27 protein-coding genes are annotated in these 25,869 nt (G+C 39.2%); 16 read left to right on the top strand and 11 right to left on the bottom strand.

The genetic code is table 11. The annotated features are described in order from the left end of the window. Positions 1-168 precede the first annotated feature (168 nt). From P8O16_RS01105 to zwf, 8 genes are all read right to left on the bottom strand, one after another. Positions 169-681, bottom strand: coding sequence for a hypothetical protein (locus P8O16_RS01105; RefSeq protein ID WP_300309987.1), 513 nt, complete (start codon positions 679-681; stop codon positions 169-171). Next, positions 674-2,203, bottom strand: a complete 1,530-nt coding sequence (locus P8O16_RS01100) for a hypothetical protein (protein ID WP_300309985.1) — start codon at positions 2,201-2,203, stop codon at positions 674-676. The genes P8O16_RS01105 and P8O16_RS01100 overlap by 8 nt, the downstream gene beginning before the upstream one ends. A 312-nt stretch (positions 2,204-2,515) precedes the next feature. Beyond that, a complete protein-coding gene (locus tag P8O16_RS01095; RefSeq protein WP_300309983.1) occupies positions 2,516-3,106 on the bottom strand; it encodes a hypothetical protein in 591 nt (196 codons plus the stop codon). After that, positions 3,097-3,381 carry a hypothetical protein gene (locus P8O16_RS01090; RefSeq protein WP_300309981.1) on the bottom strand — a complete coding sequence of 95 codons (285 nt, stop codon included), beginning with the start codon at positions 3,379-3,381 and terminating at the stop codon, positions 3,097-3,099. Before P8O16_RS01090 ends, P8O16_RS01095 begins: the two co-directional genes overlap by 10 nt. A gap of 165 nt (positions 3,382-3,546) precedes the next feature. After that, a complete protein-coding gene (locus tag P8O16_RS01085) occupies positions 3,547-4,638 on the bottom strand; it encodes a hypothetical protein (protein ID WP_300309979.1) in 1,092 nt (363 codons plus the stop codon). 241 nt (positions 4,639-4,879) lie between these two features. Next, the gene (locus P8O16_RS01080) at positions 4,880-5,929 is read right to left on the bottom strand and encodes an NAD(P)-dependent alcohol dehydrogenase (RefSeq protein ID WP_300309977.1); all 1,050 of its coding nucleotides are present in this window, start codon (positions 5,927-5,929) and stop codon (positions 4,880-4,882) included. 52 nt (positions 5,930-5,981) lie between these two features. Beyond that, complete coding sequence (gene pgl / locus P8O16_RS01075) at positions 5,982-6,704, bottom strand: 6-phosphogluconolactonase (protein ID WP_300309975.1); 723 nt, start codon at positions 6,702-6,704, stop codon at positions 5,982-5,984. 192 nt (positions 6,705-6,896) lie between these two features. Continuing rightward, on the bottom strand, positions 6,897-8,429 hold the full coding sequence (zwf, locus tag P8O16_RS01070; RefSeq protein ID WP_300309973.1) for a glucose-6-phosphate dehydrogenase: 1,533 nt from the start codon (positions 8,427-8,429) through the stop codon (positions 6,897-6,899). Positions 8,430-8,838: 409 nt separating this feature from the next. On the opposite strand from zwf, the gene gndA reads away from it, so the two are divergent. Further along, positions 8,839-10,260: an NADP-dependent phosphogluconate dehydrogenase gene (gene gndA, locus P8O16_RS01065; protein WP_367182789.1), complete on the top strand. Its 1,422-nt coding sequence runs from the start codon at positions 8,839-8,841 to the stop codon at positions 10,258-10,260. A 124-nt stretch (positions 10,261-10,384) separates the two neighbouring features. Here the strand turns inward: gndA and P8O16_RS01060 are convergent, their stop codons facing one another. Together P8O16_RS01060 and P8O16_RS01055 are read right to left on the bottom strand one after the other, a co-directional pair. After that, complete coding sequence (locus P8O16_RS01060) at positions 10,385-10,888, bottom strand: hypothetical protein (RefSeq protein WP_300309971.1); 504 nt, start codon at positions 10,886-10,888, stop codon at positions 10,385-10,387. Positions 10,889-11,005: 117 nt separating this feature from the next. Then, complete coding sequence (locus tag P8O16_RS01055; RefSeq protein ID WP_300309970.1) at positions 11,006-11,569, bottom strand: TIGR00730 family Rossman fold protein; 564 nt, start codon at positions 11,567-11,569, stop codon at positions 11,006-11,008. Positions 11,570-11,704: 135 nt separating this feature from the next. On the opposite strand from P8O16_RS01055, the gene P8O16_RS01050 reads away from it, so the two are divergent. The 15 genes from P8O16_RS01050 (at position 11,705) to P8O16_RS00980 (ending at position 25,645) form a co-directional block, all read left to right on the top strand. Next, the gene (locus P8O16_RS01050; protein ID WP_300309968.1) at positions 11,705-12,280 is read left to right on the top strand and encodes a non-canonical purine NTP diphosphatase; all 576 of its coding nucleotides are present in this window, start codon (positions 11,705-11,707) and stop codon (positions 12,278-12,280) included. 37 nt (positions 12,281-12,317) lie between these two features. Next, a complete protein-coding gene (udk, locus tag P8O16_RS01045) occupies positions 12,318-12,938 on the top strand; it encodes a uridine kinase (RefSeq protein WP_075350072.1) in 621 nt (206 codons plus the stop codon). 58 nt (positions 12,939-12,996) lie between these two features. After that, complete coding sequence (locus tag P8O16_RS01040; protein WP_300309964.1) at positions 12,997-13,347, top strand: hypothetical protein; 351 nt, start codon at positions 12,997-12,999, stop codon at positions 13,345-13,347. Between the two features lie 92 nt (positions 13,348-13,439). After that, entirely contained in the window at positions 13,440-16,403 is a 2,964-nt protein-coding gene (gene secDF, locus P8O16_RS01035; RefSeq protein ID WP_300309962.1) for a protein translocase subunit SecDF, read from the top strand. Positions 16,404-16,541: 138 nt separating this feature from the next. After that, the gene (locus P8O16_RS01030) at positions 16,542-16,943 is read left to right on the top strand and encodes a molecular chaperone DnaK (protein ID WP_300309960.1); all 402 of its coding nucleotides are present in this window, start codon (positions 16,542-16,544) and stop codon (positions 16,941-16,943) included. Between the two features lie 2 nt (positions 16,944-16,945). After that, complete coding sequence (locus P8O16_RS01025) at positions 16,946-17,704, top strand: histidine kinase (RefSeq protein ID WP_300309959.1); 759 nt, start codon at positions 16,946-16,948, stop codon at positions 17,702-17,704. A 93-nt stretch (positions 17,705-17,797) separates the two neighbouring features. Beyond that, positions 17,798-17,974: a hypothetical protein gene (locus P8O16_RS01020; RefSeq protein ID WP_300309957.1), complete on the top strand. Its 177-nt coding sequence runs from the start codon at positions 17,798-17,800 to the stop codon at positions 17,972-17,974. A 119-nt stretch (positions 17,975-18,093) separates the two neighbouring features. Further along, positions 18,094-18,852 (top strand): histidine kinase, encoded by a 759-nt coding sequence (locus P8O16_RS01015; RefSeq protein WP_300309955.1) that lies wholly within the window; start codon positions 18,094-18,096, stop codon positions 18,850-18,852. Beyond that, entirely contained in the window at positions 18,839-19,594 is a 756-nt protein-coding gene (locus P8O16_RS01010; RefSeq protein WP_300309953.1) for an ATP-binding protein, read from the top strand. Before P8O16_RS01015 ends, P8O16_RS01010 begins: the two co-directional genes overlap by 14 nt. A gap of 41 nt (positions 19,595-19,635) precedes the next feature. After that, positions 19,636-20,262, top strand: a complete 627-nt coding sequence (locus P8O16_RS01005) for a response regulator transcription factor (RefSeq protein ID WP_300309950.1) — start codon at positions 19,636-19,638, stop codon at positions 20,260-20,262. After that, on the top strand, positions 20,259-21,305 hold the full coding sequence (locus tag P8O16_RS01000; RefSeq protein WP_300309949.1) for an oxidoreductase: 1,047 nt from the start codon (positions 20,259-20,261) through the stop codon (positions 21,303-21,305). Before P8O16_RS01005 ends, P8O16_RS01000 begins: the two co-directional genes overlap by 4 nt. Positions 21,306-21,359: 54 nt before the next feature. Beyond that, positions 21,360-21,794, top strand: coding sequence for an outer membrane insertion C- signal (locus P8O16_RS00995; protein ID WP_300309947.1), 435 nt, complete (start codon positions 21,360-21,362; stop codon positions 21,792-21,794). Positions 21,795-21,925: 131 nt separating this feature from the next. Next, positions 21,926-23,392: a glycine--tRNA ligase gene (locus P8O16_RS00990; protein WP_300309944.1), complete on the top strand. Its 1,467-nt coding sequence runs from the start codon at positions 21,926-21,928 to the stop codon at positions 23,390-23,392. A 128-nt stretch (positions 23,393-23,520) separates the two neighbouring features. Continuing rightward, positions 23,521-24,984, top strand: a complete 1,464-nt coding sequence (gene crtD / locus P8O16_RS00985) for a 1-hydroxycarotenoid 3,4-desaturase CrtD (protein WP_300309942.1) — start codon at positions 23,521-23,523, stop codon at positions 24,982-24,984. Between the two features lie 82 nt (positions 24,985-25,066). Then, positions 25,067-25,645: a hypothetical protein gene (locus P8O16_RS00980; protein WP_300309940.1), complete on the top strand. Its 579-nt coding sequence runs from the start codon at positions 25,067-25,069 to the stop codon at positions 25,643-25,645. Here P8O16_RS00980 and P8O16_RS00975 read toward each other — a convergent pair. Beyond that, a partial coding sequence (locus P8O16_RS00975) for a RecX family transcriptional regulator (RefSeq protein WP_300309938.1) occupies positions 25,642-25,869 on the bottom strand: 228 nt, incomplete at its 5' end. The genes P8O16_RS00980 and P8O16_RS00975 overlap by 4 nt on opposite strands.

Below are 25,869 nucleotides of genomic sequence, written 5' to 3'. Positions count from 1 at the left end.
TGAAAGAATCCAAAGCCACAAACAAAAAGACCTCTACCAACTGCTTCCATCAAACTGGAAAGAATACAGCCTTACCTAAAACCTCTTAAATTCAAATATGGGTTCGTCGGATGGATACGCTAAAAAGCCATCCCTAACTTGGGATGGCTTATTTTTCAGAGGCATATCCTATAATTCTCCAGATAGAAGAGAGAAGCATTTAAACTTCCATCCACTATGATCATTAATATAAATTTCTACAGCCTCATAACTACTAGTCAGCGTGTAAACAAATGCGTAATGATTAATGATGATCGGTTGGCTAATATTTAAATGATTCTTTTTCGAGGTGCCTTTGATCAGAGTTACTTTTTTAGGAAGTTTTTTCTTGTCTATGCAATTATCACCGAACTTAATTTCTTTCAATCTATCGAGTTCAACCCCGAAAGATGACTCCTCAAATGAACAGGTTCCAATGCCATTTTCATTTCTATCATATAAGAATTCATTAATCCAATCTTTTGAAATCTCCGTATTCAGGTACACCTTCTTGGAGTATTTAGAATTTTCACCATATACTTGGTTTACAAATTCATACTGCTCGACAGTCCAGTTGTATTTGTTATCTTCTTGCGCATGCGTCTGAAAAAAGAAGAATAGAAGGATTAAAGTAATAATCACACTTTTAAATGAATCAGTCACATTTTTCACCTTTGGCTTTATTATTCCCCGAAACTTCATTATTTATTTGGATTAGGATTTCATTCCAGCTCGTACTTTCCGGAAGAAAGGCTTCCGCTTCTTCAATTAATTCTGTTGGATTATCTTTTTTGACTAATCCTGCGAATACTGACTTGTAATAATAATCAAACCCTAAGGTTCCTCCTGTTGGTCCATGGTTTTTATCCCAATTATGTAAGGACACGGCCATTCCCAAAATAAAATTGCTCATTGCTGCATGATGAGTGTCTGGCCATCTGCTTTTGTCTGAGTCCCTGTATTTTTCCCAATAAAGGTTCAACAAATTTAAAGTATTCTTATCAGAAGTGTTTTTGGTTTGCTCCCACATATAAGCATGAACCGTCTCATGAATTATTGTCCGCGCAATGCTTAGGGATGTCGCCTGAGCTAGATAGGCATTATTTAAGGTGATTACGTTAATTCCATTAACTCTTTCTGTAAAAGCATTAGCTCCATTTACATACCCATTTTGAATTCGATAATCGAACTTCCCGCTTTGCTCAAATAGATCAAGCATCCCAGGAAATATATCCAATCCTCCCAAGCCAGTAAGATCTGTAAGGTTTTTACTGCCTCTTGATAACTCTCTGAATATATCTGCTGCGCATGGATTTTTAAGTCCAACAATTATGCTCGATGGTAAAGGGATAGTTGGTGGTTCATATTTCGGCAGATCTCTGGGAGGTACTTTAGGACAAGTACTACAGCCTCCACCATCAGGAGTGCCTGAAGGGCCTCCATCAGAACCAGAGCCAGTATTGTAAATGTAGTTTGATCCTGAAGAAGACCCACTACAACTCGTCTCGCCTACCCAACGCTCTATTGTAGTGGTACAATGTCCACCCGAGCAAGCTTCATATCCTACTGGGAAATAAATGGTTGTACACCTCACATCCATATTGTATTGGGTTATTTTTTTGTCTCCGTTTACTTCCTGGTAGGTATAACTTCTTTCAAAAACCCCTTCTTTGAATTCAAATCCTACAAAGAAATGTTCGTCATAGGTAAAGATTTCGAGCTTCCCGCTCCAATCAAAGGGTATTGTATTGTAAGAAATTTCGTCGAAATCACTTTTATTGTTTTGGTTGTCTGGATAATACCTGGCAATCAAGGGATCAAATCGATTGGCTGTTTCGTGCTTAATAAACATAATGTTCTGAATCACAAAATCAGCTGGGTTTTGATTTGGAAAACTATCTAACATGCTCTTTGGGAAATATTTGGTTGCATTCTCCAGACTGACTTCAAAAACCTCTCTCCCGTCAGGAAAGTAATAATGATGAAACTGATCCCAATCGGGCTCTTTCTCAAAAAAAGGTAAAATCAATTCCTGAGCGTCTGTTCGATAGTTAGATCCTCGCTCGGGCAATCTCAGCGTGGTCTTGTTTTCTTCAAACCATTCCCGGACTTTCATCAGTTGGGAGTTTTCACTGACCTCGATTGTTGGACTTTCTGGCTCAGGAATACAGGATGAAATAAGCATAGAAAATCCAAAAATCAGCGCTAAACCGAATTTAGCTAGTTTTTTGTAATTGGGGGGGGGCGAAAATGTTTTTCATAAAAAAGGTTAGTATGTTGATTAAAATTTTCTTTAAACTAACCTGTGAATATTAAAAAATCAAGTCTCACTATAAATTATTTTTCAAAAAACAGCCCAAATCTTTCGACTTGGGCTTAAATTAATATTACCGATCATTCGACTCCCTCCGCTCTGAATAGTCAAATCTTTGCTTCAGATTAGGTGGTATTTGCACCATAGAGGAAGCAGAATTTTAAATGATTTTTCGAAAATTGGCTAATCACAATATCTGTTTCTGAAAATTGACATCCAAATCCTTTTTATCCAAGGTTGAACCAACTCATCTACAAACTCAGCCGAAATCATAAGATCCCCATAATAAACCCATACACCTACAATTTTTTTAGCAAAAACATACTGTTCAACATAATTTCCACATGGGGTTTTTAAATATAATATTGCATAATTCCCTGAGATAAGCGGTCTCGAAAAAAGAATTCCTTTTTTTAATGAATTTTTAAGTTTTATTCTTTTTTCAAGATTTGGTTTTTCCAATTCAAATGAATATTGATCAAGGCTGTCCAACTTTTTCTCATCAAACTGAAAATTTTTCAGCATCTCTTGGAACTCTTCCTCTTCAATATGAACAGGGACAGCTATATCCTCTGGATTCGATTGAAGGAGGTAATCAAAAACCGAATTAGCTGCCAAATAATTATAGATTTTAATCTTACCGGGTCCTCCTCTAAACCCATAAAGATCATTGAATACCTCATATTCTTTATTTGTCAGTGTTTGTGCACCAAGTTGCCTATTTATTGTCAGCAAGCCAAGGAAGCTTAAAAGTAGTATTTTGATCAATTGCATTTTGTGCCCTGTGAGTTTGTTCCTTCCTGTTCATTTTGTATAATCTTAATAATCTTCGATCTATCCGTTGCACTTGGCACCAAAGCCTTAAAAGAATCTGTTGGAATATTTGTGCCGTCCTTAAACAAACCTCCAAAGGCCATAGCTCTATAGTATTCATCGTTTAGAAGCGGCTTTCCTAATTTTCCATTTCCAAACTTTGCATCCCAAGATTTCAGACTATAAGCCATCATTTCCACATATTCGCCCATAAGCTCATGTTGTGATCGATTCAAATTACCTGGTTTTCTTCTTTTTATAAATTCTTCATATTTATTTATAAACTCGTTATAGTAATTAAAGTCTGTTTGTAGCATATAGCTTATATAAACATGGATTGATTCGTGAATAATTGTACGAGCAATTGATAGTTGAGACGCCTTGCTAAGATAATCGTTATTTTAATTTACTATCCATTGTCCATTTCCTGTATTACGGTCTCTAAACGTAGTTGTATTAGTCGATTGGTCAGAGTTTTGGATAACATAATCATATTTAGTTGATTCATTAAAAATCCTCATTACTTCATCTACTATATTGAAGGTGCCTTTTGAAACTTCTCCACTTACGCCTGTTTTTTTTATGTCCTTAAAAATATTACTTGCACAAGGCTGATCTTTAAGGTTATTTATGATTCCTGGCTTAGGGATATTTGGTGGATCATACTCACAAGTACTACAGCTTGTACCTGCAGAAGTACTTGAAGGTTCTCTTGTTGGATCAAAAGTGTAGTCCCTAGGTTGTCCCCCGCCTGAAGCCTCGTTTGAGGAAGGGAAACAACGTGTTACATCTGCATAGACTGGACATAAACAGCCTCCTTCTCCAAATATATTTGTTCCTTTATAAGTATAATCCACTACTTGTCTGGTAGTGATACATTCATCTCGAAAGTTTTTAGTATCAAATTGTGATTTTTTTGAACTAGATTCTACTGTATTTGATGTTTTAATTCGATAGGTTTCGGCAATTTGCCCTTCTACAAGTTTAAACCCGACAAAATGATTTTCATCATAAGTCCAAATATCCAACAATCCAGACCAATCAAAAGGTAGAGTATTATATGAGATTTCGCCGAAACCAATTTTGTTGTTTTGGTTGTCTGGATAATACCTAGCAATCAAGGGATCAAATCGATTGGCTGTTTCGTGCTTAATAAACATAATGTTCTGAATCACAAAATCAGCTGGGTTTTGATTTGGAAAACTATCCAACATACTCTTTGGGAAATATTTCGTGGCATTCTCCAGACTCACTTCAAAAACCTCTCTCCCATCTGGAAAGTAATAGTGGTGAAACTGATCCCAATCGGGTTCTTTCTCAAAAAAGGGTAAAATCAATTCCTGAGCGTCTGTTCGATAGTTAGATCCTCGCTCTGGTAGTCTCAGCTTGGTCTTGTTTTCTTCAAACCATTCCCGGACTTTCATCAGTTGGGAATTTTCACTGACTTCGATTTTTGGACTTTCTGGCTCAGGAATACAGGATGAAATAAGCATAGAAAATCCAAAAATCAGCGCTAAACCGAATCTAGCTAGTTTTTTGTAATTGGGGGGGGGCAAAATTGTTTTTCATAAAAAGGAGTTAGTATGTTGATTAAAAATCTCTTCAAACTAAGCACTGAATATTAAAAAGCCAAGTCTCACTAAATATTTTTTTAAAAAAAGCCTGGATTCTCGAATAGAAAAAAAGCCACTCCAATTCTGTGTTGGAGTGGCTTTTCATATTGTTTACGATCGCTTACTTCTTCAGCGAAGCCATATCAATCACAAATCGGTAGCGCACATCACCTGCGATGGTCCGCTCATAAGCTTCATTGATTTCATCCATAGCGATCACTTCCACATCAGATACAATTCCATGCTCGGCACAGAAATCCAGCATTTCCTGAGTTTCTTTAATCCCACCAATCAGTGAGCCTGCCAAGCTTTTTCTACCAAAAATCAAGGAGGTCGCATGAATCTGCTCTGGAGTTGGAGGTACACCCACCAACACCATCACACCATTAGTCTTCAATAAATTTAGATAAGTAGCATAATCATGCGATGCAGACACGGTGTCTATGATCAGATTATAAGAACCTTTCAGTCTTTTCATGTTTTCCGGATCGGTAGTTAGCTCAAAATGATGCGCCCCTAAAGAATCCGCATCCTTTGCTTTCTCAGGAGAGCGACTGAGCATGGTGACTTCCGCACCCATAGCTGCTGCGAGTTTTACAGCCATGTGGCCTAAGCCTCCCAATCCTACTACGGCTACCTTGTCTCCTTTTTTTACATTCCAATGTCTAAGTGGAGAATAAGTTGTAATCCCTGCACAAAGCAATGGTGCAACTCCTTCAATCGGAAGTTTATCTGATACGGAGAGTACAAACTTTTCAGTGACCACTATATGGGTAGAGTAGCCACCATAAGTGATGGTTTTCTTATCCTGAAGATAGGAACTATAGGTGCCAGACATGCCATTTTCGCAAAATTGCTCCAAGTCCTCGTCGCAGCTTCCACAGGTTCCACAGGAATCTACCATACAGCCTACGCCGACGGTGTCGCCCACTTTGTGCTTGCTAACCTCAGCACCAACTGAAATTACCTTTCCTACAATCTCATGACCAGGTACGATTGGGAAAATGGTTCCTCCCCATTCGTTTCTAGCCATGTGAATATCAGAATGGCAAACGCCACAATACAAAATTTCGATTTCCACATCCTTTGGTCCAGGAGTTCTTCGGATCAATTCGAATGGGCCTAGCGGTTGGTCTGCATGTTTTGCAGCATAGGATTTTACAATGCTCATAAAAATTATTTTTAGGTAAAAATTAGTCTTGAATATACAAAATGTTTAGCGCTTAGGACTTAGACAGAACTTCCTTAGCGGCTTCCTGATCCACGAACCAAATCAAATCTGCTGTGGCAGGATTAACCAAACTGGCAGGATAGATTCGGAAATTCCCTTCCTGCTTTACGATTTCACGAAGCTTCTCGGCTTTGCTGGCCCCGGTAACTAAGAATGTTACTCTTTTTGCGTTATTGATTATTTTCCCAGTGATCGTAATCCTCTTTTGCCCTGAATCAGGATGAGTTGCGACTTCGCAATTATGAGATGAATCCCAAAGTTGAATCGAATCCGGAAAAATGGAAGCTGTATGACCATCATCTCCCATGCCCAGCATAACCAAGTCGAATTGGGGGATTTCATTTGCCTTTCGCAGTTCTTGATCCAGAACTTTTCCGTAGCGAATTGCTTCTTCTGCAGGATCGTTTTCTCCCAAAACCCTGAAAATATTTGCTGCGGGAATATCGATTTTTGAAATCAAATGATCCACGGTCATTTTATAATTGCTCTCCGCATCTGTAGGAGGCACACATCGCTCATCACCCCAATAGAGATAAACTTTTGACCAATCGATTTTATCAGCGAAGTGTGTTGCGAAGTAGTCAAAAATCACCTTTGGAGTACTGCCTCCAGAAAGCGCTACATGGATTTTGTCATTTGATTCAGTCAATTCTTGAAACTGATAAGCAAATTCATCTGCTAGTTTCTCTTTTGAATCGGATATAATGAGTTGCATAAATAGATTTTTTTTTATTGTTATTCACAATTACACCAGTAGGGGGGGCTTTTGATTTTTGGGCTGGAAGACGGATATCCGAAGTTCGCCAAAACTGAACCTCAATCGGACTATCAGGCCGTTAAACCGAGATTTTGGTAAGAAAGTGGATAATCATATTTTTTTTAAATAAAATTTGATTTGAGGACGGTCCTAGCAGAGCACACAGAAGCCGGACTCGTCGGTCAAAAGATCACCTGGATTTCTCCACCCGTAGCTGTCTTCAATGAGTTCGTCTGAATTTTTTGGTCCCCAAGTTCCGACGGAATAACCATAGGTATTCACAATCGAACTTTCAGACCAGCATTTAAGAATCGGATCGACAAACTTCCAAGCGGCTTCCACTTCGTCTGCTCGTGCATAAAGGGTAGTGTCCCCTTGCATCGCATCGAGCAATAAGCGCTCGTAAGCGTCCATGATCTTAGCAGAATCAAGATCTGAATAATAGAAATCCATATTTGCCTGCTCGACATGGAATCCAAGACCTGGAACTTTTACTCCAAATTTGATCAAAATCCCTTCATCGGGTTGAATCCGGATGATAAGTTTGTTGTCTTTGCGAAAAGTATCTTGGCTTTTGAAAACTTCGTGGTGAGGGGTCTTAAAGTGGATGATCACTTCGGTAACCTTGGTAGGCATAGCTTTCCCGGTTCGTACGTAAAAAGGGACATCTTTCCAGCGCCAGTTATCCACAAAAAATTTGACAGCGGCAAAGGTTTCAGTAGTGGAGTCGGGATCTACTCCTTCTTCTTCCCGGTAGCCTTTCATCGTTTTACCATCGATCGTGGAGGCAACGTATTGGCCACGCAACGTATTTTCAAGGATGGTTTTCTCATCCTTCATGATTCGAAGTGATTTGAGTGCTTTGACTTTTTCATTTCGAATTTCTTCAGCATCTGAATTAATCGGTGGTTCCATCACAATTAAGGAGATGATCTGGAGCAGGTGGCTTTGGAACATATCCCGAAGTGCTCCTGACTTATCGTAATATCCTCCTCTTTTTTCGACACCGACTGTTTCAGCATTGGTGATTTCCACATGATGGATGTAGCGTCGATTCCAAAGTGGTTCGAAAATCGAATTTGAAAAGCGCGTTACCAATACGTTTTGTACCGTTTCTTTCCCCAGATAATGATCAATTCGATAAACTTGAGATTCTTGAAAATACTTATGAATGCCCTCATTGAGTGCTTTCGCAGATGCAAGATCGTAGCCAAACGGTTTTTCTACGATGATCCGTTTCCAACCATGGTCTTCTTTGGTTAGTCCTTCTTCCCAGAGATTTTTCGCAATTGTCTCATATAGACTTGGTGGGGTAGAAAGGTAAAATATATAGTTTCCGGCGGTGCCATGCTCTTCATTTAGAGCAGTTATTTTATTGGCAAGTAGCGAGTAGCTGACGTCATATTTATCGCCTAGATCTTCATAGAAGATTTTATCAGAGAAGGTTTTTATAAAGCTAGACTCTTCTTTGGTTAGCTTATTTTTCAAAAACTCACTTTCGGCAACCACTTTATTCCTGAAGTCCTCATGACTCATCGGACTTCGGCTTGCACCCAGTACCACAAAATTGTCGGGCAGATGATTTCCTTTGTAGAGGTTGAAAAGTGCAGGAACCAGTTTTCGGGCTGTTAAATCACCCGAAGCTCCAAAGATGATCAGCATCTGGTTTTGAGTTTTTTTCATCTGTTTCTAATTTGATTTTCAAAGAACATCCCGATAGCTACTGGGAGGAATTTCGAATGATTTTTTATTCTGATATGTTTCTCTTGAGTCATATTCGATTTTATCTGTCAATAATTTGATTTTCAAAAGTCATATAGCCTGTCCCGAACTCGTTTCGGGAGAATCCCACATGGATGATAATCTTTTCTGTGTTGGATTTTTGGTTCATGCTGGATTTCATAAGAAAACCTAAATGGAATTGTAAATATTGAGTGAGAAGAGTTGGGTTTTCTGCTAATACTTTTTGGAAAAAGCTGTAAAGGTCATTTTGATAAGTTAATTTTGACCTCGAGGCTGTAAAAATAGGGCTTATTTATTTTATTCTTCCAGCTCGGTAAAAGGATTGATTCAGAATTTGACCAATTGATAATTGAAAAATACGATGCAAGCAACTTATGATTTTGGACTGATAGGTCTAGGAGTGATGGGTAGAAATTTTATTTTGAACGTGGCAGACAATGGTTTTAAGGCTTTTGGCTACGATCTGAATACTGATCAAGTCGCAGCTCTCAAAGCTGAGGGAAATCCAGATCAAGTAGATGCTACTTCAGATATTTTGACTTTTACCCAATCACTTATCTCGCCTAGAAAAATCATGCTTTTGGTACCTGCGGGTAAAATCGTAGATCAGGTGATCGAAAGTCTTCTTCCACACTTGGATAAAGACGATATTATCATTGATGGAGGAAATTCATTTTTTACAGATACCGATCGGAGAGAGGCTTACCTCAAGGAAAAGGGTATTCACTTTTTTGGATCAGGAGTTTCAGGAGGAGCGAAAGGGGCTAGAAGAGGCCCAAGTATTATGCCTGGAGGAAATAAGGAGGCATATCAGCATGTCAAGCCGATTTTTGAGGCGGTTGCCGCAAAATACAAAGGCGAACCTTGCGTGGCTTACCTAGGACCAAAGTCAGCAGGAAACTATGTGAAGATGGTACACAATGGAATTGAATATTCCATGATGCAGCTGACTTCGGAGATTTATGATTTGTTGAAAAAATCGGTTGGTTTATCGAATGGAGAACTTCATGAAGTTTATTCCAATTGGAATTCGGGTCGACTTCAGTCTTTTTTGGTAGAGATTACCGCAGAGATTTTTACTCAAAAAGACACACTGACAGATGGCGATTTAGTTGATCTGATTTTGGATAAAGCAAAGCAGAAAGGAACTGGGAAATGGACTTCTCAAAATGCAATGGATTTGGGAATTCCCGTGCCTACCATAGATATGGCGGTAAGTATGCGAGAAATTTCTGCTTTGAAAGAGGAGCGAGTATTAGCTGATCAGCTGTATACAAGACCAAAACCTGCGCCTATTTCAAAAGAAGAAATGATCGCTCAGGCAGAACAGGCTTTATATTTCTCTTTTATCATTTCTTATTCACAGGGATTGCATCAGCTGGCTGATGCTTCGAGAGAATATGGCTATGAATTGGATATTGCTGTGATCGCCAAAATCTGGAGAGCAGGATGTATTATCCGTGCAGGTCTTTTGGCTGATATTGCGGATGCCTTTACGGCAAAGCCTGATTTGGCAAATCTGTTACTTTCACCGGCTTTTGTGGGCAAAGTTCAGGACACACTACCAGCTGTTAGGGGTTTGGTTGCTTATGCAGCACAAAGTGGCATTCCGATTCCAGGTCTTGCCTCTGCATTAAGTTATTTTGATGCCTATACTTCTTCCAATCTTCCGCTTAATTTGATTCAGGCTCAACGGGATCATTTTGGATCTCACACTTACGAGCGAATAGATCGGGATGGAATTTTTCACACTGAGTGGGGAGATCAGTAGGCAGTATGCAGTTGGCAGTAAACAGTATGCAGATGACAGTAAACAGGGGATAGTTTCTACCCTTTAAGTTTATTGTTATCTAAGGTTTTATTCTTTATTGAATGATTAGGAATGGATTTGAGGCTTAACCCACCTTTAATTTCAACTCGCCTTGACGCTTGATGACTTTTAATTCAAAAAACTGGTTGATAAAAGCTTTGCAGTGATTTTCTGCCCATTCAGCACGACTTTCGGTATCGTAAAGCAAGGTCATTCGAAGCATGGTTTTTACATATTGCTCATTTTTTCCTAGCTCTTTGATCCAGGCAATAAATGCGGATTCCCATTCTTCTTTGAATTTGTCAAAATGGTTTCTTCCGTCGAAAAGTATCTCCAATTGATTGTCTCTGTTCTTGAACCGATAGATTCCGCAAAGTTGACGGTAAATGATTTGAACTCGGTCAACAGGAAATTCGAAGGTATTCAGGATGTTCGTGTAAGTCTCATCCATTAATAATAGCGGATTATACAAGTGAGTGTAGGACCGCTTCAATTCATAAATCATCTGATCGATCAACTCATCCTCAAGTACAAACTGCGCTTGTCTGAGGATGTAGTTTTTATCTAATGGAAAGATTTTTTCGATCATTTTAGAAAAGATTCAACTGCAAAAGTACAAAACTTATCTTTTTGCTGCTTCTTTTTGAAGGTAAAATCGTTTTATATCTGGCTGAAAATCTCAAAGGCTCGATCTGTATGGAGGTATTTACCAGTCCGAGCTGCCTTTTGGAGTATATGCAGCCATCTGATCAAGAAGTTCCGCTGGATCATCAGAAATAATCAAAAGCCCTTCTTGCTCAGGATAGAGAAATCCTTGTTCCATTCCGTGATTTAAGAAATCAATCAATTTATCGTAATACCCATTCACATTATATAGTGCCAAGGGTTTTTGAATATAGTGGAGTTGGTTCAAGGTCATGATCTCAAAAAGTTCCTCCAAAGTCCCAATTCCACCTGGCATGGCTATAAATCCATCCCCTTGCTCTGCCATCAGCCATTTTCGATCGCGCATGGTTTCCACGATAATCAGTTCAGTACATCCACGGTGTGCTACTTCCCGATCGACAAGTTTTTGAGGAATTATCCCGATGACTTCTTGGCCGCCTCCAAGCATTTCATCTGCTATCACGCCCATTAGGCCCACTCTTCCTGCACCGTAGATAAGGGAGTGATCTCTTCTGATCATTTCTTGAGCTAATGCGCGTGCAGCTGATTCGAAAATGGGCGAATTTCCTTTTCGGGATCCGCAGTAAACTGTGATTTTTTTCATTTTCCTAAAATTAAATTCGAAAATAGTGGAATCTCTTGCTTGGACAAAGGATTTAGTAAAGCCTTAATTGGAATTGAGAAGAACCGAAATGGTATAAATTGAGAGGTGGCAATGATAAAATTCTATTTTTGCCTAATGAAAATCTGCTTTGCGACAAATAACCAAAAGAAAATTGAGGAAGTAAAGGCTGCTTTGGGAGCTGAATTTCAAATAGTTTCTTTGGAAGAGATCGGGTGTAATGAGGAACTTCCTGAGACAGGAAATACGCTTGAGTTCAATGCCTTTCAGAAGGCAAGATATGTCAAGGAAAACTATGGTGTTGATTGCTTTGCAGATGATACAGGACTGGAAGTAAACGCACTTGGAGGTGAGCCTGGGGTGTTTTCTGGAAGGTATGCAGGCGAGCCCCGATCTGATGAGCGAAATATTGATAAGCTCTTGTCAAGCCTAGGAAATGAAACAGATCGCACAGCTCAATTCCGAACTGTAATCGCATTGATTTTTGAAGGGAAAGAGTATCAGTTTGAAGGAACTGCAAAAGGAGAAATTCTTTTTGAAAGAACTGGTAGTGGAGGGTTCGGATATGATCCTGTTTTCAGACCTGATGGGTTTACTAAGTCTTTTGCGGAGTTGACTCTTGATGAAAAAAACCAAATCAGTCATCGAGGGAAGGCGGTAAAATTGCTAATTGATTTTCTGAGCAATAGATAATTCTGAAAAACGAAATGGAATAATATAACTTTGTCTCATGCAAAAGCCATTTATCGTCGGGATCACAGGGGGATCTGCTTCAGGGAAGACTTTATTTTTAGAACGCCTCTTGCGCACCTTTGAACCGGGGGAAGTTTGTCTGATTTCTCAGGATAACTATTACAAGCCTCGGCATATGCAGCCGATTGATTCGAAAGGGATTCATAATTTTGATACTCCGCACAGTATTGATTTTGAACAGTACGCTGCTGATATTCGAAAAATTCAGGCTGGCGAGACTGTAGAACGCGAAGAATACACTTTCAACAATGCAGCGAAGAAGCCAAAGATGTTGAAATTCGTTTCTTCCCCAGTGGTGGTAGTTGAAGGGATCTTTGTGCTTTATTATCCTGAGCTTGCCGACTTATTAGACTTGAAGATCTTTATAGATGCCAAAGACCATATCAAATTGAAGCGTAGAATCATCCGCGACAAAGTAGAGCGTGGATATGATCTGGATGATGTCCTCTATCGGTACGAGATGCATGTGATGCCGACTTATGAAAAGTACATCAAGCCTTTTAAAAATGAAGCTGATCTAATCGTTCCAAACAACCATAGTTTTGACAAGGCATTGGATGTGATTCGGACCTACCTCCTTTCAAGATCAGGCAAGTGAGCCGAAAAAAATCGCTGCACTATTCCGATTTTTCATTTATTGGCTATATTTGCGACCCATGAAGCAATCCAAACAAAATAGCAGATTGATCCAACAGCGCATTACGGTGATGCTGGCGATGCTATTTTGTATGTTTATTTCCAGTGTAGAGTATATTCCCGGGAATGAATCGGCTGTTAAAGTTGAGAAGCAAGAATCTTCAAATTCTCAGGACCAGACTTTTTTAGATGTTGCTGTTGATGCTGTAGTGCCTTTTGTGGTGCATGTATCTCAGAGCACTTTATATTTGATCTATGAAATTGTCCAGTTCAAAGGGACGACCTTCATTACTGAATCTACTTCCATTTTTCAACCAAACCAGTTGGTAGAGATCCTTTTTGAACGGATCATTTCTACCAAAGGTCCCTGATTCCTCATCCTTTTTAGCTGAAATTACCTTATCAGTTGCCTTGCGGCGACTGACTTAATTCTGTATTTACAATCAATTAATATCTATTTCTCATGCAAAACAAAGGTGTCATTGTGTTTTTGACAGTGATTGTTACAGCGCTTTGTCTGTACTATCTGTCATTCACATTTGTATCAAATGGCGTTCAGGAAAAAGCAACAAACTATGCTTCTGACGCATCCGGCAATATCGACTTTGCCAAAAGACAAGGTTATTTAGACTCCGTTTGGAGACAGCCTGTTTATAATTTTCTAGGTGCAGATTTCACTTACCAGGAAGTAAAAGAAACTGAGCTCGGACTTGGTCTTGACCTTCAGGGCGGAATGCACGTAACTTTGGCAGTTTCTCCTGTAGAGATTGTAAAAGGAATCGCTGGCAATCCTAAGGACGAAGCATTCAACAAGTCAGTAGAAGAAGCTCGTGAAGAGGCTAAAACATCTACGGCAAAGTATGTGGACTTATTCTATGCTGCATGGCAAAGAAACAGTTCCGGCAAAAATCTAAGTACTATTTTCGCTACAGCAGCAAATAGAGGAAGAATTTCTCTTGAGTCTTCAGATGCTGAAATCCTTGAAATCATCGATACTGAGATAGAGAATGCGATTGAGCGTTCCTTCAATATCTTGAGAACTCGTATCGATAGATTTGGAACATCTCAGCCAAACATTCAGCGAATCCAAGGTTCAGGTCGTATTCAAATCGAACTTCCAGGAGTAGACAATCAAGAGCGAGTAAGAAACCTACTTCAAGGTGTGGCGAAGCTTCAATTTTGGGAAGTTGCCGAGGCTAATGAAATTGGCGGAGCATTGGAGCTTATTAACTCTTCTTGGGTAGCTGATAATAAATCTAATCCTATAGCGGAAGATACGGTTTCTACTGAGGGACTTTCTGAGGAAGATTCCTTGAGAAATGCTCTTGAGAAGCAATTGGCTGAGATTGATCCAATGAATCCAAATAGCAATACTTCTCCGCTCTTCTCCCTTTTAAAGCCAAACTTTGGCTTGGCGTATGATGTCAGAGATACATTGACTATCAATAGAATCTTAAAAAATGAGCAGTACAAGTCGCTACTTCCAAGAGACATCAAATTGCTTTGGGGAGTAAAACCAGTCGATGCGGGTGATGGAACAGAGACGTTGGAGCTATTTGCTATCAAAGCTACCAAAGGATCCGATCAGGCACCACTTGAAGGTGATGTTGTGACTGATGCCCGTCAGGTGTTAGATCAGACATCAAGACCTGCAGTGTCCATGCAGATGAATGCTGAAGGTGCTCGAAAGTGGAGAAAATTAACTGCTGAGAATATCGGCAGAAGAATCGCAGTGGTATTGGATGACTATGTATATACCGCACCTGTTGTAAACGGTGAGATCCCAACTGGTCAATCTGAAATTTCGGGTAACTTCTCTCTTCAGGAAGCACAGGATTTAGCAAACATCCTGAAGTCAGGTTCACTTCCTGCTCCAACTCAGATCGTAGAGGAAAGCATCATTGGTCCAACTTTGGGTAAAGAAGCATTGAACCAAGGATTGATTTCCATGGTGTCCGGATTGTTAATCGTGGTATTATTCATGGTGGCATATTATGCTAAAGGTGGTTTTGTAGCTATTGCTGCATTGGTTTTCAACATCTTCTTTATCCTAGGTATTCTCGCGCAGCTTGGTGCTGCGTTGACTTTGCCAGGTATCGCAGGTATCGTGTTGACGATCGGTATGTCGATTGATGCAAACGTCTTGATTTTTGAACGAATCAAAGAAGAACTTCGCAATGGAGTTGGCTTACTAGGAGCAATCAATGCTGGTTATGACAAAGCATTCTCTGCAATTCTCGATTCAAACGTTACTACGTTCCTTACTGGAGCTATTCTATATGCATTGGGTCAAGGACCTGTGAAAGGATTTGCGATTGTATTGATGATCGGTATTGCTTCATCTTTCTTCTCGTCTGTATTTATCACTCGGGTGATTGTATCCTGGATGAGCAAAAAAGGTGATAAAAGCTCAATTAGCTTTGCCACACCATTTGCAAAGAATGCACTTTCAGCTCTTAATATTGACTTCTTGGGCAAGCGAAAAGTAGCTTATTTGATATCTTCTGGAATCATTGTAGTTGGTTTGGCTATTGCCGCTATCTCAGGACTTAAGTTTGGTGTAGACTTCACAGGAGGCCGTTCCTACATTGTTGCTTTTGCTGAGCCGTTAGCGGCTTCTGAGTTGAAGACAGGTTTGGATGGTGAATTTGGTGGTTCAGTAGAGGTGAAAACTTACGGTGCAACAAACGTTCTGAAAGTGACCACTTCATACTTGGTTAATGAAGATGATGCAGAATCAAATAATGAGGTTGAGACTAAAGTAAAAGAAGGAATCGCTGCGGTAACTGGTTTGACTTTTACAGATAACGCTGAAACTCTTGCCTCGGGACAATTTGCTATTACAGGATCATCTAAAGTGGGTGCTACTGTAGCAGATGATATCAAGGCTTCATCGGCAGAAGCAATGATCGTTGCCTTGGTTGCGATCTTCCTTTACATCCTATTGAGATTCCGTAAGTGGCAGTTCTCTTTGGCTTCAATTATCGCATTGATTCATGATACCTTATTTGTGATCGCAGCGTTTGCGATTGCAAGTGCATTTGGAGCGACATTTGAGATCGATCAGGTATTCATCGCAGCGGTATTGACCGTGATTGGTTATTCGATCAATGATACTGTAATTGTATTTGACCGTATCCGTGAAAATATCGAGAATAGAGGAACTCATAAACTTGTGAAAGTATTCAATGACGCAATCAATCAGACTTTGGGTAGAACTTTGATCACTTCATTCACGACTTTGATCGTAGTCATTGTTCTATTAATATTTGGTGGAGAGGTGCTTCGTGGATTCTCGTTCGCATTGTTTATCGGTATTCTGGTAGGTACTTATTCTTCAGTATTCATTGCCACACCGATAGTTGTGGACTTGATGAAAAGAGAAATAGATCAAGAAGGAGCTAAAGAATCAAAGAAATTGGCTTAATAATAAATTCTAATTGTTTAAAAGGAGCGGGAGAAATCTCGCTCCTTTTTTATTGACCAATTGAGGAAAAATATCTTAACTTTTAGCCTTAGTTTCTAGGGCTAAATTGATTTAACACTTAACCAAAAAAATTTTTCTATGAAAATTTCAAAAGAGGACTTCGAGAATATGAAGACCAAGTATGACAAAGAAGTTAAAAAAGGCAAGTCTGCCAAAGGCAAAAATGGAAAGGATAAAATTGATCAAACAAACTGGATTTTTTTTGATCGAGAAACTTTAGAACGCCTATTGGCAAAAGTGGATAAAGATCCCAAAATCGGAGGGATTCAATTTTATATTACTGAATATACAGAGGAGGTTGCTGCTAAATATTATCCAAATGAGGTAGAGCAACTTACTGGAGCATTAACGATTGTGATGAGACCTGCAAACCTTCAAGAAGGTCAAGATTCTGTAAAAATATTGGAAACTGAAGATGACTATGAGAACCGTGGTACTATGTGCCCTCCTTTCTGCAAACCTGAGCCTACCAACCCTTAAAAATGGATAGTAGGTTAATTCAAGCATTTGTGAATTGGTATCTTGTTTCGATTGATGTACTATTGATCTTGGGGATCATTTATTTCTTGAAATTACCTACTGAAAAAAAGGCCAATAGCTCCTATTGGCTTCCTTTTTTAATTTTGGCTTTTACAGTCTTTTATGAGAACATGGGGGCCTATACTAACTTCAATTCCGAATTTAACAAGGCTGTAAACGAATTATTCGGGAATTTTGAAAACCCAAATTTTAATCTTTGGTTGTTTAATATTGCCAATAAGCAAATTAATACAATCCTATATCTTTTTTTGATTAAATCTTGGTTAGAACCTTCTAAAAAAAAATATATCAATTGGATGATTATTTTATTTATTGTAGTTGTTCAAGTTTTGCAATTTTCAGGCAATGAACCGATTTATTTAAATCAGGCCATCATTTATTCAGTTGGAGCAAATATGATTATTGTAGGTAGTGGCCTTTATTTTATTAATATGATTTCAAATGAACAATACTTGGCTTCTAATCCAGTTAGGTTGCTTTCTTTTTGGCAGATGACATTTATTTTGTTCACTTATTCACTGACCTATATATCCTCTGTGTCACTGTTGTACCTCTATACTAATTACCCCAAATTATTAGATTCCCTTTTACAAATTGATTTGGTCTTCGGGATTTTAAATTTAGCGATCATGGTGGTAACTCTTGCTTCGCCAAGGTTTCCATCTGTTTTTGAAAAGGAACCAAATTATGATTTAACTTAAATCTATGGTGTGTTTTCTCTGCTTTAATTTCTTTACCTATTTGCAAGTTAACAAAAACACCCCTTAAGAATATAGTCATCTGATTATTTATAAATGGCTGGAATACAGAAAATATCCTTTGTTAAATTCGGTGTCCTGATAGAGGAAAAAGATCATAAGGCTCCAGAAACACAATTTTATTTTACCGCTTATACCGAAGAAACTGCTAAGAAACTCTATCCAAATGAAGCGAATGCCTACACTGGCCTAGATTACTTTGATAACACGTGAAGCTAATCTCAAAGAAAATATGCTGAATATAATTAGCAGCACCGAGGATGAATATGAAAGTGGGGTATATAGTGTCCATTTAGATGTGAACCAGATCCTTTCAGTAACAAAAATGATTCATGGATAGTAGACTAATACAAGCTTTTTCTCATTGGTTTACAATTGGTGCCAATTTACTATCGATAATAGGGATAGTTTTTTTTATCAAATTACCAAAAGATAAGAGAGTCAATATTCAGTATTGGCTTCCTTTTTTTATTTTAATATTTACTGTGTTTTATGAGAATATTGGATCTTATACGAATTATAATTACGACTTCAAAAAAGCTGTCAATGCTTATCTGGGAAACACCGAATATCCTCAATTTAACCTTTGGCTATATAATGTTGCTAGAAGACAGTTGGGAGTGATCCTTTACTTATTGCTCATCCAGAACTGGCTCCAGCCCGCTCACAAGGAATATATCAACTGGATGATTTACGGTTTCATAGTTTTGGTGTTTGCCCTTCAGGTTTCAGGCATTCAACCGCTATATCTTAATCAGCCGATCATATTTGCCATTGGAGCTAATTTGATATTGATCGGGAGTGGATTATATTTTATTGGAATGATTACTCATGATCAATATTTGGAAAGCAATCCATTGAGGTTGGTTTCATTCTGGCAAATGACTATTATTTTTTTCTCGTTTTCATTGAATTATATTTCTTCAGTAGCCTTATTGTATCTCTATCAAGTCAACCCTGTTTTGGGTAAGGCTTTACAGGATATTTCTAATGCGTTGTTTTTGTGCACATTAGGGGCTTTCATCGTCACAATAGCCTCACCGCTTTTCCCCAGAATATTTGAAAAAGAACCGTCCTATGGAATCAACTGAAGATCAGATTTATGTAATCATATTCGCCGCGTTATTTCTTGGTGGAATCATGTCCACCTTCGTAGTAGCCATGGTTTTTATTCATCGACAACGACAAGTTCAAAACCGTCAAAAACTCGATTTCATCAAATCAGAGCATGAAAAAACTTTGTTGAATATTGAAAACGAAATTCAGCAGGAAACGCTTACTCACGTAGGACGAGAGCTTCATGATAATATTGGGCAGTTGCTTTCGCTAGCTAAGCTCAATTTTAATTCTCAAAAACCCGAAAAGCAGATAGAAGGAAAAGCGATTCTTGGTCAAATAATTCAGGAGGTAAGAAACCTCTCCAAAACACTTAATTTGGACTGGGTAGAATCGACTTCGGTCGAAGAGTTTTTGATCCAGCAGTTGAAAAAAATAAGTGATACAGGATTCTGCGAGACTGTCTTTGAGCAAGAAATCTTACTAGAGGAGATGGATAAGGAACAAAAATTAGTATTGATTAGAGTGATTCAGGAATCTCTCAATAATGCGATCAAACATGCATCCCCAGATCGAATCGAAGTACGTATGATGAAGTCTGGAGATGAGAAGGTCATCTTGATTCGGGATAATGGGAAAGGATTTGATACAGCCCAAAGATCATCTGGAAGCGGCATGTCTAATCTAAAGAAAAGGATGGAAACAATCGGGGGGGAATTTGAATTGAAATCTGAAATAGGAAAGGGAACTGAAATAAGGCTGGTCCTACCTAAGTAAAGAAATGGATCTTTTTTCAACTTATAATCTTATTTTTAAAAATGATAAGAGTTGCAATAGCAGATGATCATATTCTTTTTGCCAAAGGAATCGAAGGACTTTTGGAAGAACAGGAAGATATCATTGTGATCAAAACCTTTCCCAATGGCAAAGAACTCATCGATTTTTTAGCCAAACATAAAATTGACGTTGTACTGACTGACCTCAATATGCCTATTTTAGATGGTTTTGGGGTTTTGGCTAATATTAAGGGTAAGAATCTGGAGACCAAAGTAGTGGTCCTTTCGATGTACGATGAAGAGAAAATCTTTAAGAGAGTCATTAATGAAGGGGCAGATGCATTTATCCTAAAAGATGCTGATCCCGATGAGTTGATATTCACAATCCACGAGGTCTTTGAAGGTAGACACGTACACAATTTTGAGAGAGTCAAAAAACAAGCGACTCAGGGTGTTTACTTTGATAGTTTTCGTGAAAAATATAGGCTTTCGAGAAGGGAAACTGAGATTATTCAACTGATTAAAGATGGCCATCAAAATAAAGACATTGCTGAAATACTGAGCCTGAGTCAACAAACTGTCGAAACACATCGGAAGAATATCCATGTCAAGCTTGGTGTGACTACCCGAATAGAACTGGTAAATAAAGCCTACGAAATGAACTTATGAATACTATAATCAGAACAGCTATCGTCGGTTTTGGATCCGTAGCTGAGAAAATGCATGCACCCCTTATTGATGTTTGTGATTCCTTATCACTGACGGCAGTGGTGGAGCGCCATGGAACTAAGTGCCAGGAAAAATATCCCGGAGTTCAGACATTCCGGAGTTTGGAAGAACTGCTTGAAGCTGATGTAGCAGATTTGATAGTGATTACCACACCAAACGAATTTCATTTCCCAATGGCAAAACAATGCTTGATGGCGGGAAAGCATGTCGTGGTAGATAAGCCGGTGACTATTTTCTCGCATGAGGCAGAGGAGCTAGGTCGTTTGGCTATTGAAAAAAATCTGATCTTAAGTGTTTTTCATAATCGCCGTTTTGATGGAGATGTACTTACGATTCAAAAAATACTTTCTGAGAAAACACTGGGAGAAGTGGTCTATTTAGAATCTCATTTTGATCGCTTCAGACCCGAAATTACTGAAAATTGGCGTGAGAAGGATGTCCCTGGAAATGGGATTACTTACGATCTTGGCGTTCATTTGATCGACCAGATTGTTTTATTTTTTGGTTTACCAAATTGGATTCAGGCAGATATTAGAAAGCAAAGAACCGGAGCAATCGCTGATGATTATTTTGATATTCAGTTAGATTTTGGATCGATCAAGGCCCGAGCGACTGCTAGCGTTCTGGCAGCCTCACCGACCCCAAGATTTCTTGTTCAAGGTAAAAAGGGCTCTTATGTCAAATTTGGACTCGATGTTCAGGAAGCAAAGTTCAAAGCTGGTCAGCGTCCGGAAGGAGATGATTGGGGTGTGGAGCCAGAGGAAAAATGGGGAAAAATTTTCCACAGTGAAGGTGAAGAGGCAAGGCAAACCGAAGACGGAGATTATCGGATTTTTTATCAAAATATTGCTGAGGCAATTCAAGGAAAATCAACACTATTGGTAACCATTCCTCAGACTATTAATGTGTTGAAAATAATTGAGGCATCTTTCAAAAGTTCGAGGGAAGGAAGAAGAATAGGAAACGAGGAAGGCGGTTGGTGATTTTTGTGAATTGGCAGTTGGCTTGCTTATTTAGATAGAAAACCAACCTAAAACATGAAAAAACTACTATTCGTATTTGTATTTATTTTTGGAATTCTTGGCTACGCAAATGCCCAAGTCAGTGCAGGGATTAATCTTCAAAGTTCTGAAACTTTCGTCACCATAGGGACTAACCCGGATAATCAACTCTTTGGGGAAGCTCGAATCGGCACCGGAGGAGATATAGGACTCGAACTTATGGGAGGATACAATATTGTCCAAAAACAAGATGTGAATTTCTATCTGGGACTAGGCTTGGGCTTGGATGATGATCGGAATAATGGAAGGGATGAGGATGATGATTTTTACCTTGCGATTCCATTTGGACTACTTGTCAAGCCATTTGCCAAGGATAATTTCGGAATCGTATTAGAAGCAGCTCCCATCTTTGCATCTGACAGTGGAGATTACTTCCGAGCAGGATTTGGATTCAAATACACATTTAGATAATTAAGCTCCAAGCAAGACCTCCTGTTCTAATAAGACAGGGGGTCTTTTTTTGTAAGAAAAAGAAGGACTTTAAAGTAAATCGAGCTGCTACCTGAGCCCAGATTCAATTAGTTTCTTTAATTTTGCCAACTATGGCAAAAACAGCAACTCCTGCGGAAAACTCGCAATTGAAAGATATTATTTCCCATGCCAAAGAGTATGGTTTCGTGTACCCAAGTTCGGAAATCTATGATGGCCTTCAGGCAGTTTATGATTATGGTGCTTACGGCGTCGAGCTGAAAAATAACCTGAAGCGACTTTGGTGGGAAACCATGACTCGAGTCCAGGATAATATCGTAGGGATAGATGCGGCGATTTTTATGCATCCTACCACTTGGAAAGCTTCCGGTCACGTGGATAGCTTCAACGACCCGATGATCGATAATAAAGACAGCAAAAAGCGCTACCGTGCGGATGTGCTGGTTGAAGAGCATGCTGCGGTTTTCGAAAGAGCCGGCGATATAGAAAAAGCAAATGCTTTGACAGGCGCTTTAGCAAGATTGCTGGAAGCAGAAGATCTAGCTGGTGTGCGAGATTTGATTACCAATGAAGGCATCAAATGTCCGATCAGTGGAACGTCAAACTGGACAGATGTACGTCAATTCAACTTGATGTTTTCTACTCAAGTAGGATCTGTGGCTGAGGATTCTACTACGATTTACTTAAGACCAGAAACGGCTCAGGGTATTTTTGTGAATTTCTTGAATGTTCAGAAAACTGCCCGCATGAAGGTTCCCTTCGGGATTGCTCAGATTGGTAAGGCATTCCGAAATGAAATCGTTGCGCGTCAGTTTATTTTCAGAATGCGTGAATTTGAACAGATGGAGATGCAATTTTTTGTAAGACCTGGCACCGAACTAGACTGGTATCAGAAATGGGCTGATATGCGAATGAAATGGCATTTGGCACTTGGAACTCCAGCTGAAAAGCTAAGAAGGCACGATCATGAGAAATTGGCACACTACGCCAATGCAGCAATGGATATTGAGTATGATTTTCCTTTTGGATTCAAGGAAGTGGAGGGGATTCACTCCAGAACTGATTTTGACCTGAAGGCACATCAAGAATTTTCTAAAAAGAAGCAGCAATACTTCGATCCGGAAATCAATCAGAATTATATTCCTTATGTGGTCGAGACTTCGATCGGTGCAGATCGATTGTTCTTGTTGACGCTTTGCAATGCTTATACTGAAGAGAATACAGAAGATAAAAGCCGGACTTATTTGAAACTTCACCCAGCAATTGCCCCTGTAAAAGCAGCGATTCTTCCGATTACAAAAAAGGATGGATTGCCTGAAAAAGCTCAGGAATTGGTGGAATTATTAAAGTATGATTTCAATATCATTTATGAGGATGCTGCATCTATTGGGAAGCGTTATGCTCGCCAAGACTTAATCGGTACGCCTTTCTGTATTGCAGTAGATCATCAGACGTTGGAAGACAATACGGTAACAATCCGTCATCGAGATACCACCGAGCAGGAAAGAGTACCAATCTCAGAAGTATATGACAGAATCGCTGAGGCGACGAGTTTTAGAAGGATTTTTGAGAAGCTTTAAAATAAATACTGAAACAATCAGCTTGAAGTCTTCTAAAATCCCCGAAATGAAATTTTCGGGGATTTTTTGTTTTTTGACTGGCAACTCTTCAAGCATTCACTAGTTTAGACTTTGTAACTGATAATTGAATGAGTAAAAAAGTAATCATTGTTGGATCTGGAATTGCGGGAATAGCTTCAGCGATTCGAATGGCAGTAAAAGGGTTTCAAGTGGAAGTGTTTGAAGCCAATTCTTACCCAGGTGGAAAGCTCTCTGAAATAGAAATTGAAGGTTACCGTTTTGATGCTGGGCCATCACTTTTTACGCTACCGGAGCAAGTTGAGGAGCTTTTTAGATTGGCCGGAAAAGATCCCCAGGATCACTTTGATTATTTGAAGCTACCGGTTGCCTGTCATTATTTCTGGGAGGATGGTACAAGAATCCATGCCTATGCAGATCTTGATAAGTTTGCGGATGAAGTTGAATCTAAACTTAGTGCCTCGGGAAATTCAATTCGAAAAGCATTGGAAGATTCTGCCTTTATCTACGATCATCTCTCGCCACTTTTTATGCATCGCTCGCTTCATAAGCTGGATACTTGGACTAATCCGCAAGCCTTGAAGTCTTACTTGAAAATGGGAAAGCTTGGAATATTCTCGACCATGAATGAGGCGAACGAGAAGCTCTTTGGTAATCCGAAATTAGTGCAGCTTTTCAATCGCTATGCAACATACAATGGGTCGAATCCATATGAGACTCCAGCTACCCTAAATATAATTCCGCATTTGGAATTCAATATCGGTGCCTTTTTTCCGAAAAAAGGAATGCATGATATCACCCAAAGCCTCTTCAAGCTCTCCAAGGAGTTAGGGGTGAAGTATCATTTTGGAGAAAAAGTGGAGGAGATCTTAGTGGAAAATGGGAATGCGATTGGAATAAGACTGGGTGATCAGATCCACCATGGAGATTTGGTCATCAATAATATGGATATGGTTAATGCTTACAAGACCATATTGAAAAAGCAAAAGCAACCCAAGTTGCTTCTTAACCAACCTAAGTCAAGCTCAGCTTTAATCTTTTACTGGGGGGTCAAGCGGAATTTTGCAGAACTCGACCTGCATAATATTTTCTTTTCAGATAATTACCTTGAAGAGTTTGATCACATCTTCAAACGAGGAACCATCACCTCAGATCCCACGGTCTATGTAAATATCACTTCCGTGTATAAGCCGGATGATGCCCCTGAAGACAGTATGAATTGGTTTACGATGATCAATGTTCCCAATAATCAAGGACAGGATTGGGATAAAATGGTAGCTGAAGCTCGGAAAAATATCATCCACAAACTCAACCGAATACTCAAGACGGATATAGAATCTTTGATCGAGGTAGAAGAAATCCTTGATCCTAGAACTATTGAGTCTAAAACTTCCAGTGCTCAGGGAGCGCTCTATGGAAATAGCTCCAATAATAAGTTTGCTGCATTTCTCCGCCATGCTAACTATTCCTCTTCGATCAAAAACCTTTATTTCTGTGGGGGAAGTGTGCATCCGGGTGGAGGAATTCCACTTTGCTTGCTCTCCGCGAAGATTATGACTGAGATGGTAGAGTAAAACAATTTAATTGCCTGATACGTTTTGCAATCTTAAAATAAAACCAAATTGTTAATTATCCCTCATTTTTATAAACTAAGATATGCGATTTACTTTAAGCTTGCTTGCTTGTCTATTTCTTCAGATCTCATTTTCAAATAGTCAAACTAAACTGGGTGCCTTGCTCATCCTAGAGGACGCAAATGATAATCTAAGTATTCGGCCAGGCTTTGGCCTAGTATTAGATCATCGCATTACCCGTCATAGCGGATTCGAAACGGGACTTCTATACCGAACTTTTCGGACCTCAGGGGCATTCATGACGTCCGAACCACCACTCGGAGGAGATCCCATTTTTCTTCCGTTCGAAGTGAGAGAGAGTTATTTGACGGTGCCAATTTTATACAAATTCCATTCTAGGATAGTAAATATCTCCGCTGGACCTACATTGGACTTTTTTGTAGGTTGGAACGATAAAACCACCACCCCTGATGTGGAAGTCACTAATTTTTCTGTTGACCCCTCTTTTTCTTTTGGAGGAATGCTTAAAATCAGTAAAGCAATCCGGCTTTCGGATGTATTTTATTTAGAGCCGGATGTTCGAATTAATCCGATTTTCAGCTCTGGAAGGATTTATGGAGGATTTGGAATCGCTTTCAGTTACTTGTCTAAAAAAGATTAAAAGCTTTCTATTGCCTCCTTGATCAGATCATATTCAAAACCCTTACTCATTAAGTATTGGCTGACTTTATATTTCTTCTTAAAGGGATCAGGCTCTTTGGTTTGGTCCCATTTCTTTTCGGTTTGATTGAGTAGCGTGTCCCAATATTCTACGGGGTCGATTTCAGTCATTGCCAGCTTGATCAGTTTCTCAGGGATTTGACGCATTTTCAATTCACGCTGGAT

This window comes from Algoriphagus sp. (genome assembly GCF_029254265.1).
In the GTDB taxonomy this organism is placed as follows: domain Bacteria; phylum Bacteroidota; class Bacteroidia; order Cytophagales; family Cyclobacteriaceae; genus Algoriphagus.
Note: the sequence above shows the minus strand (reverse complement) of the source record. Positions and strands in the feature narration are given on the sequence as shown.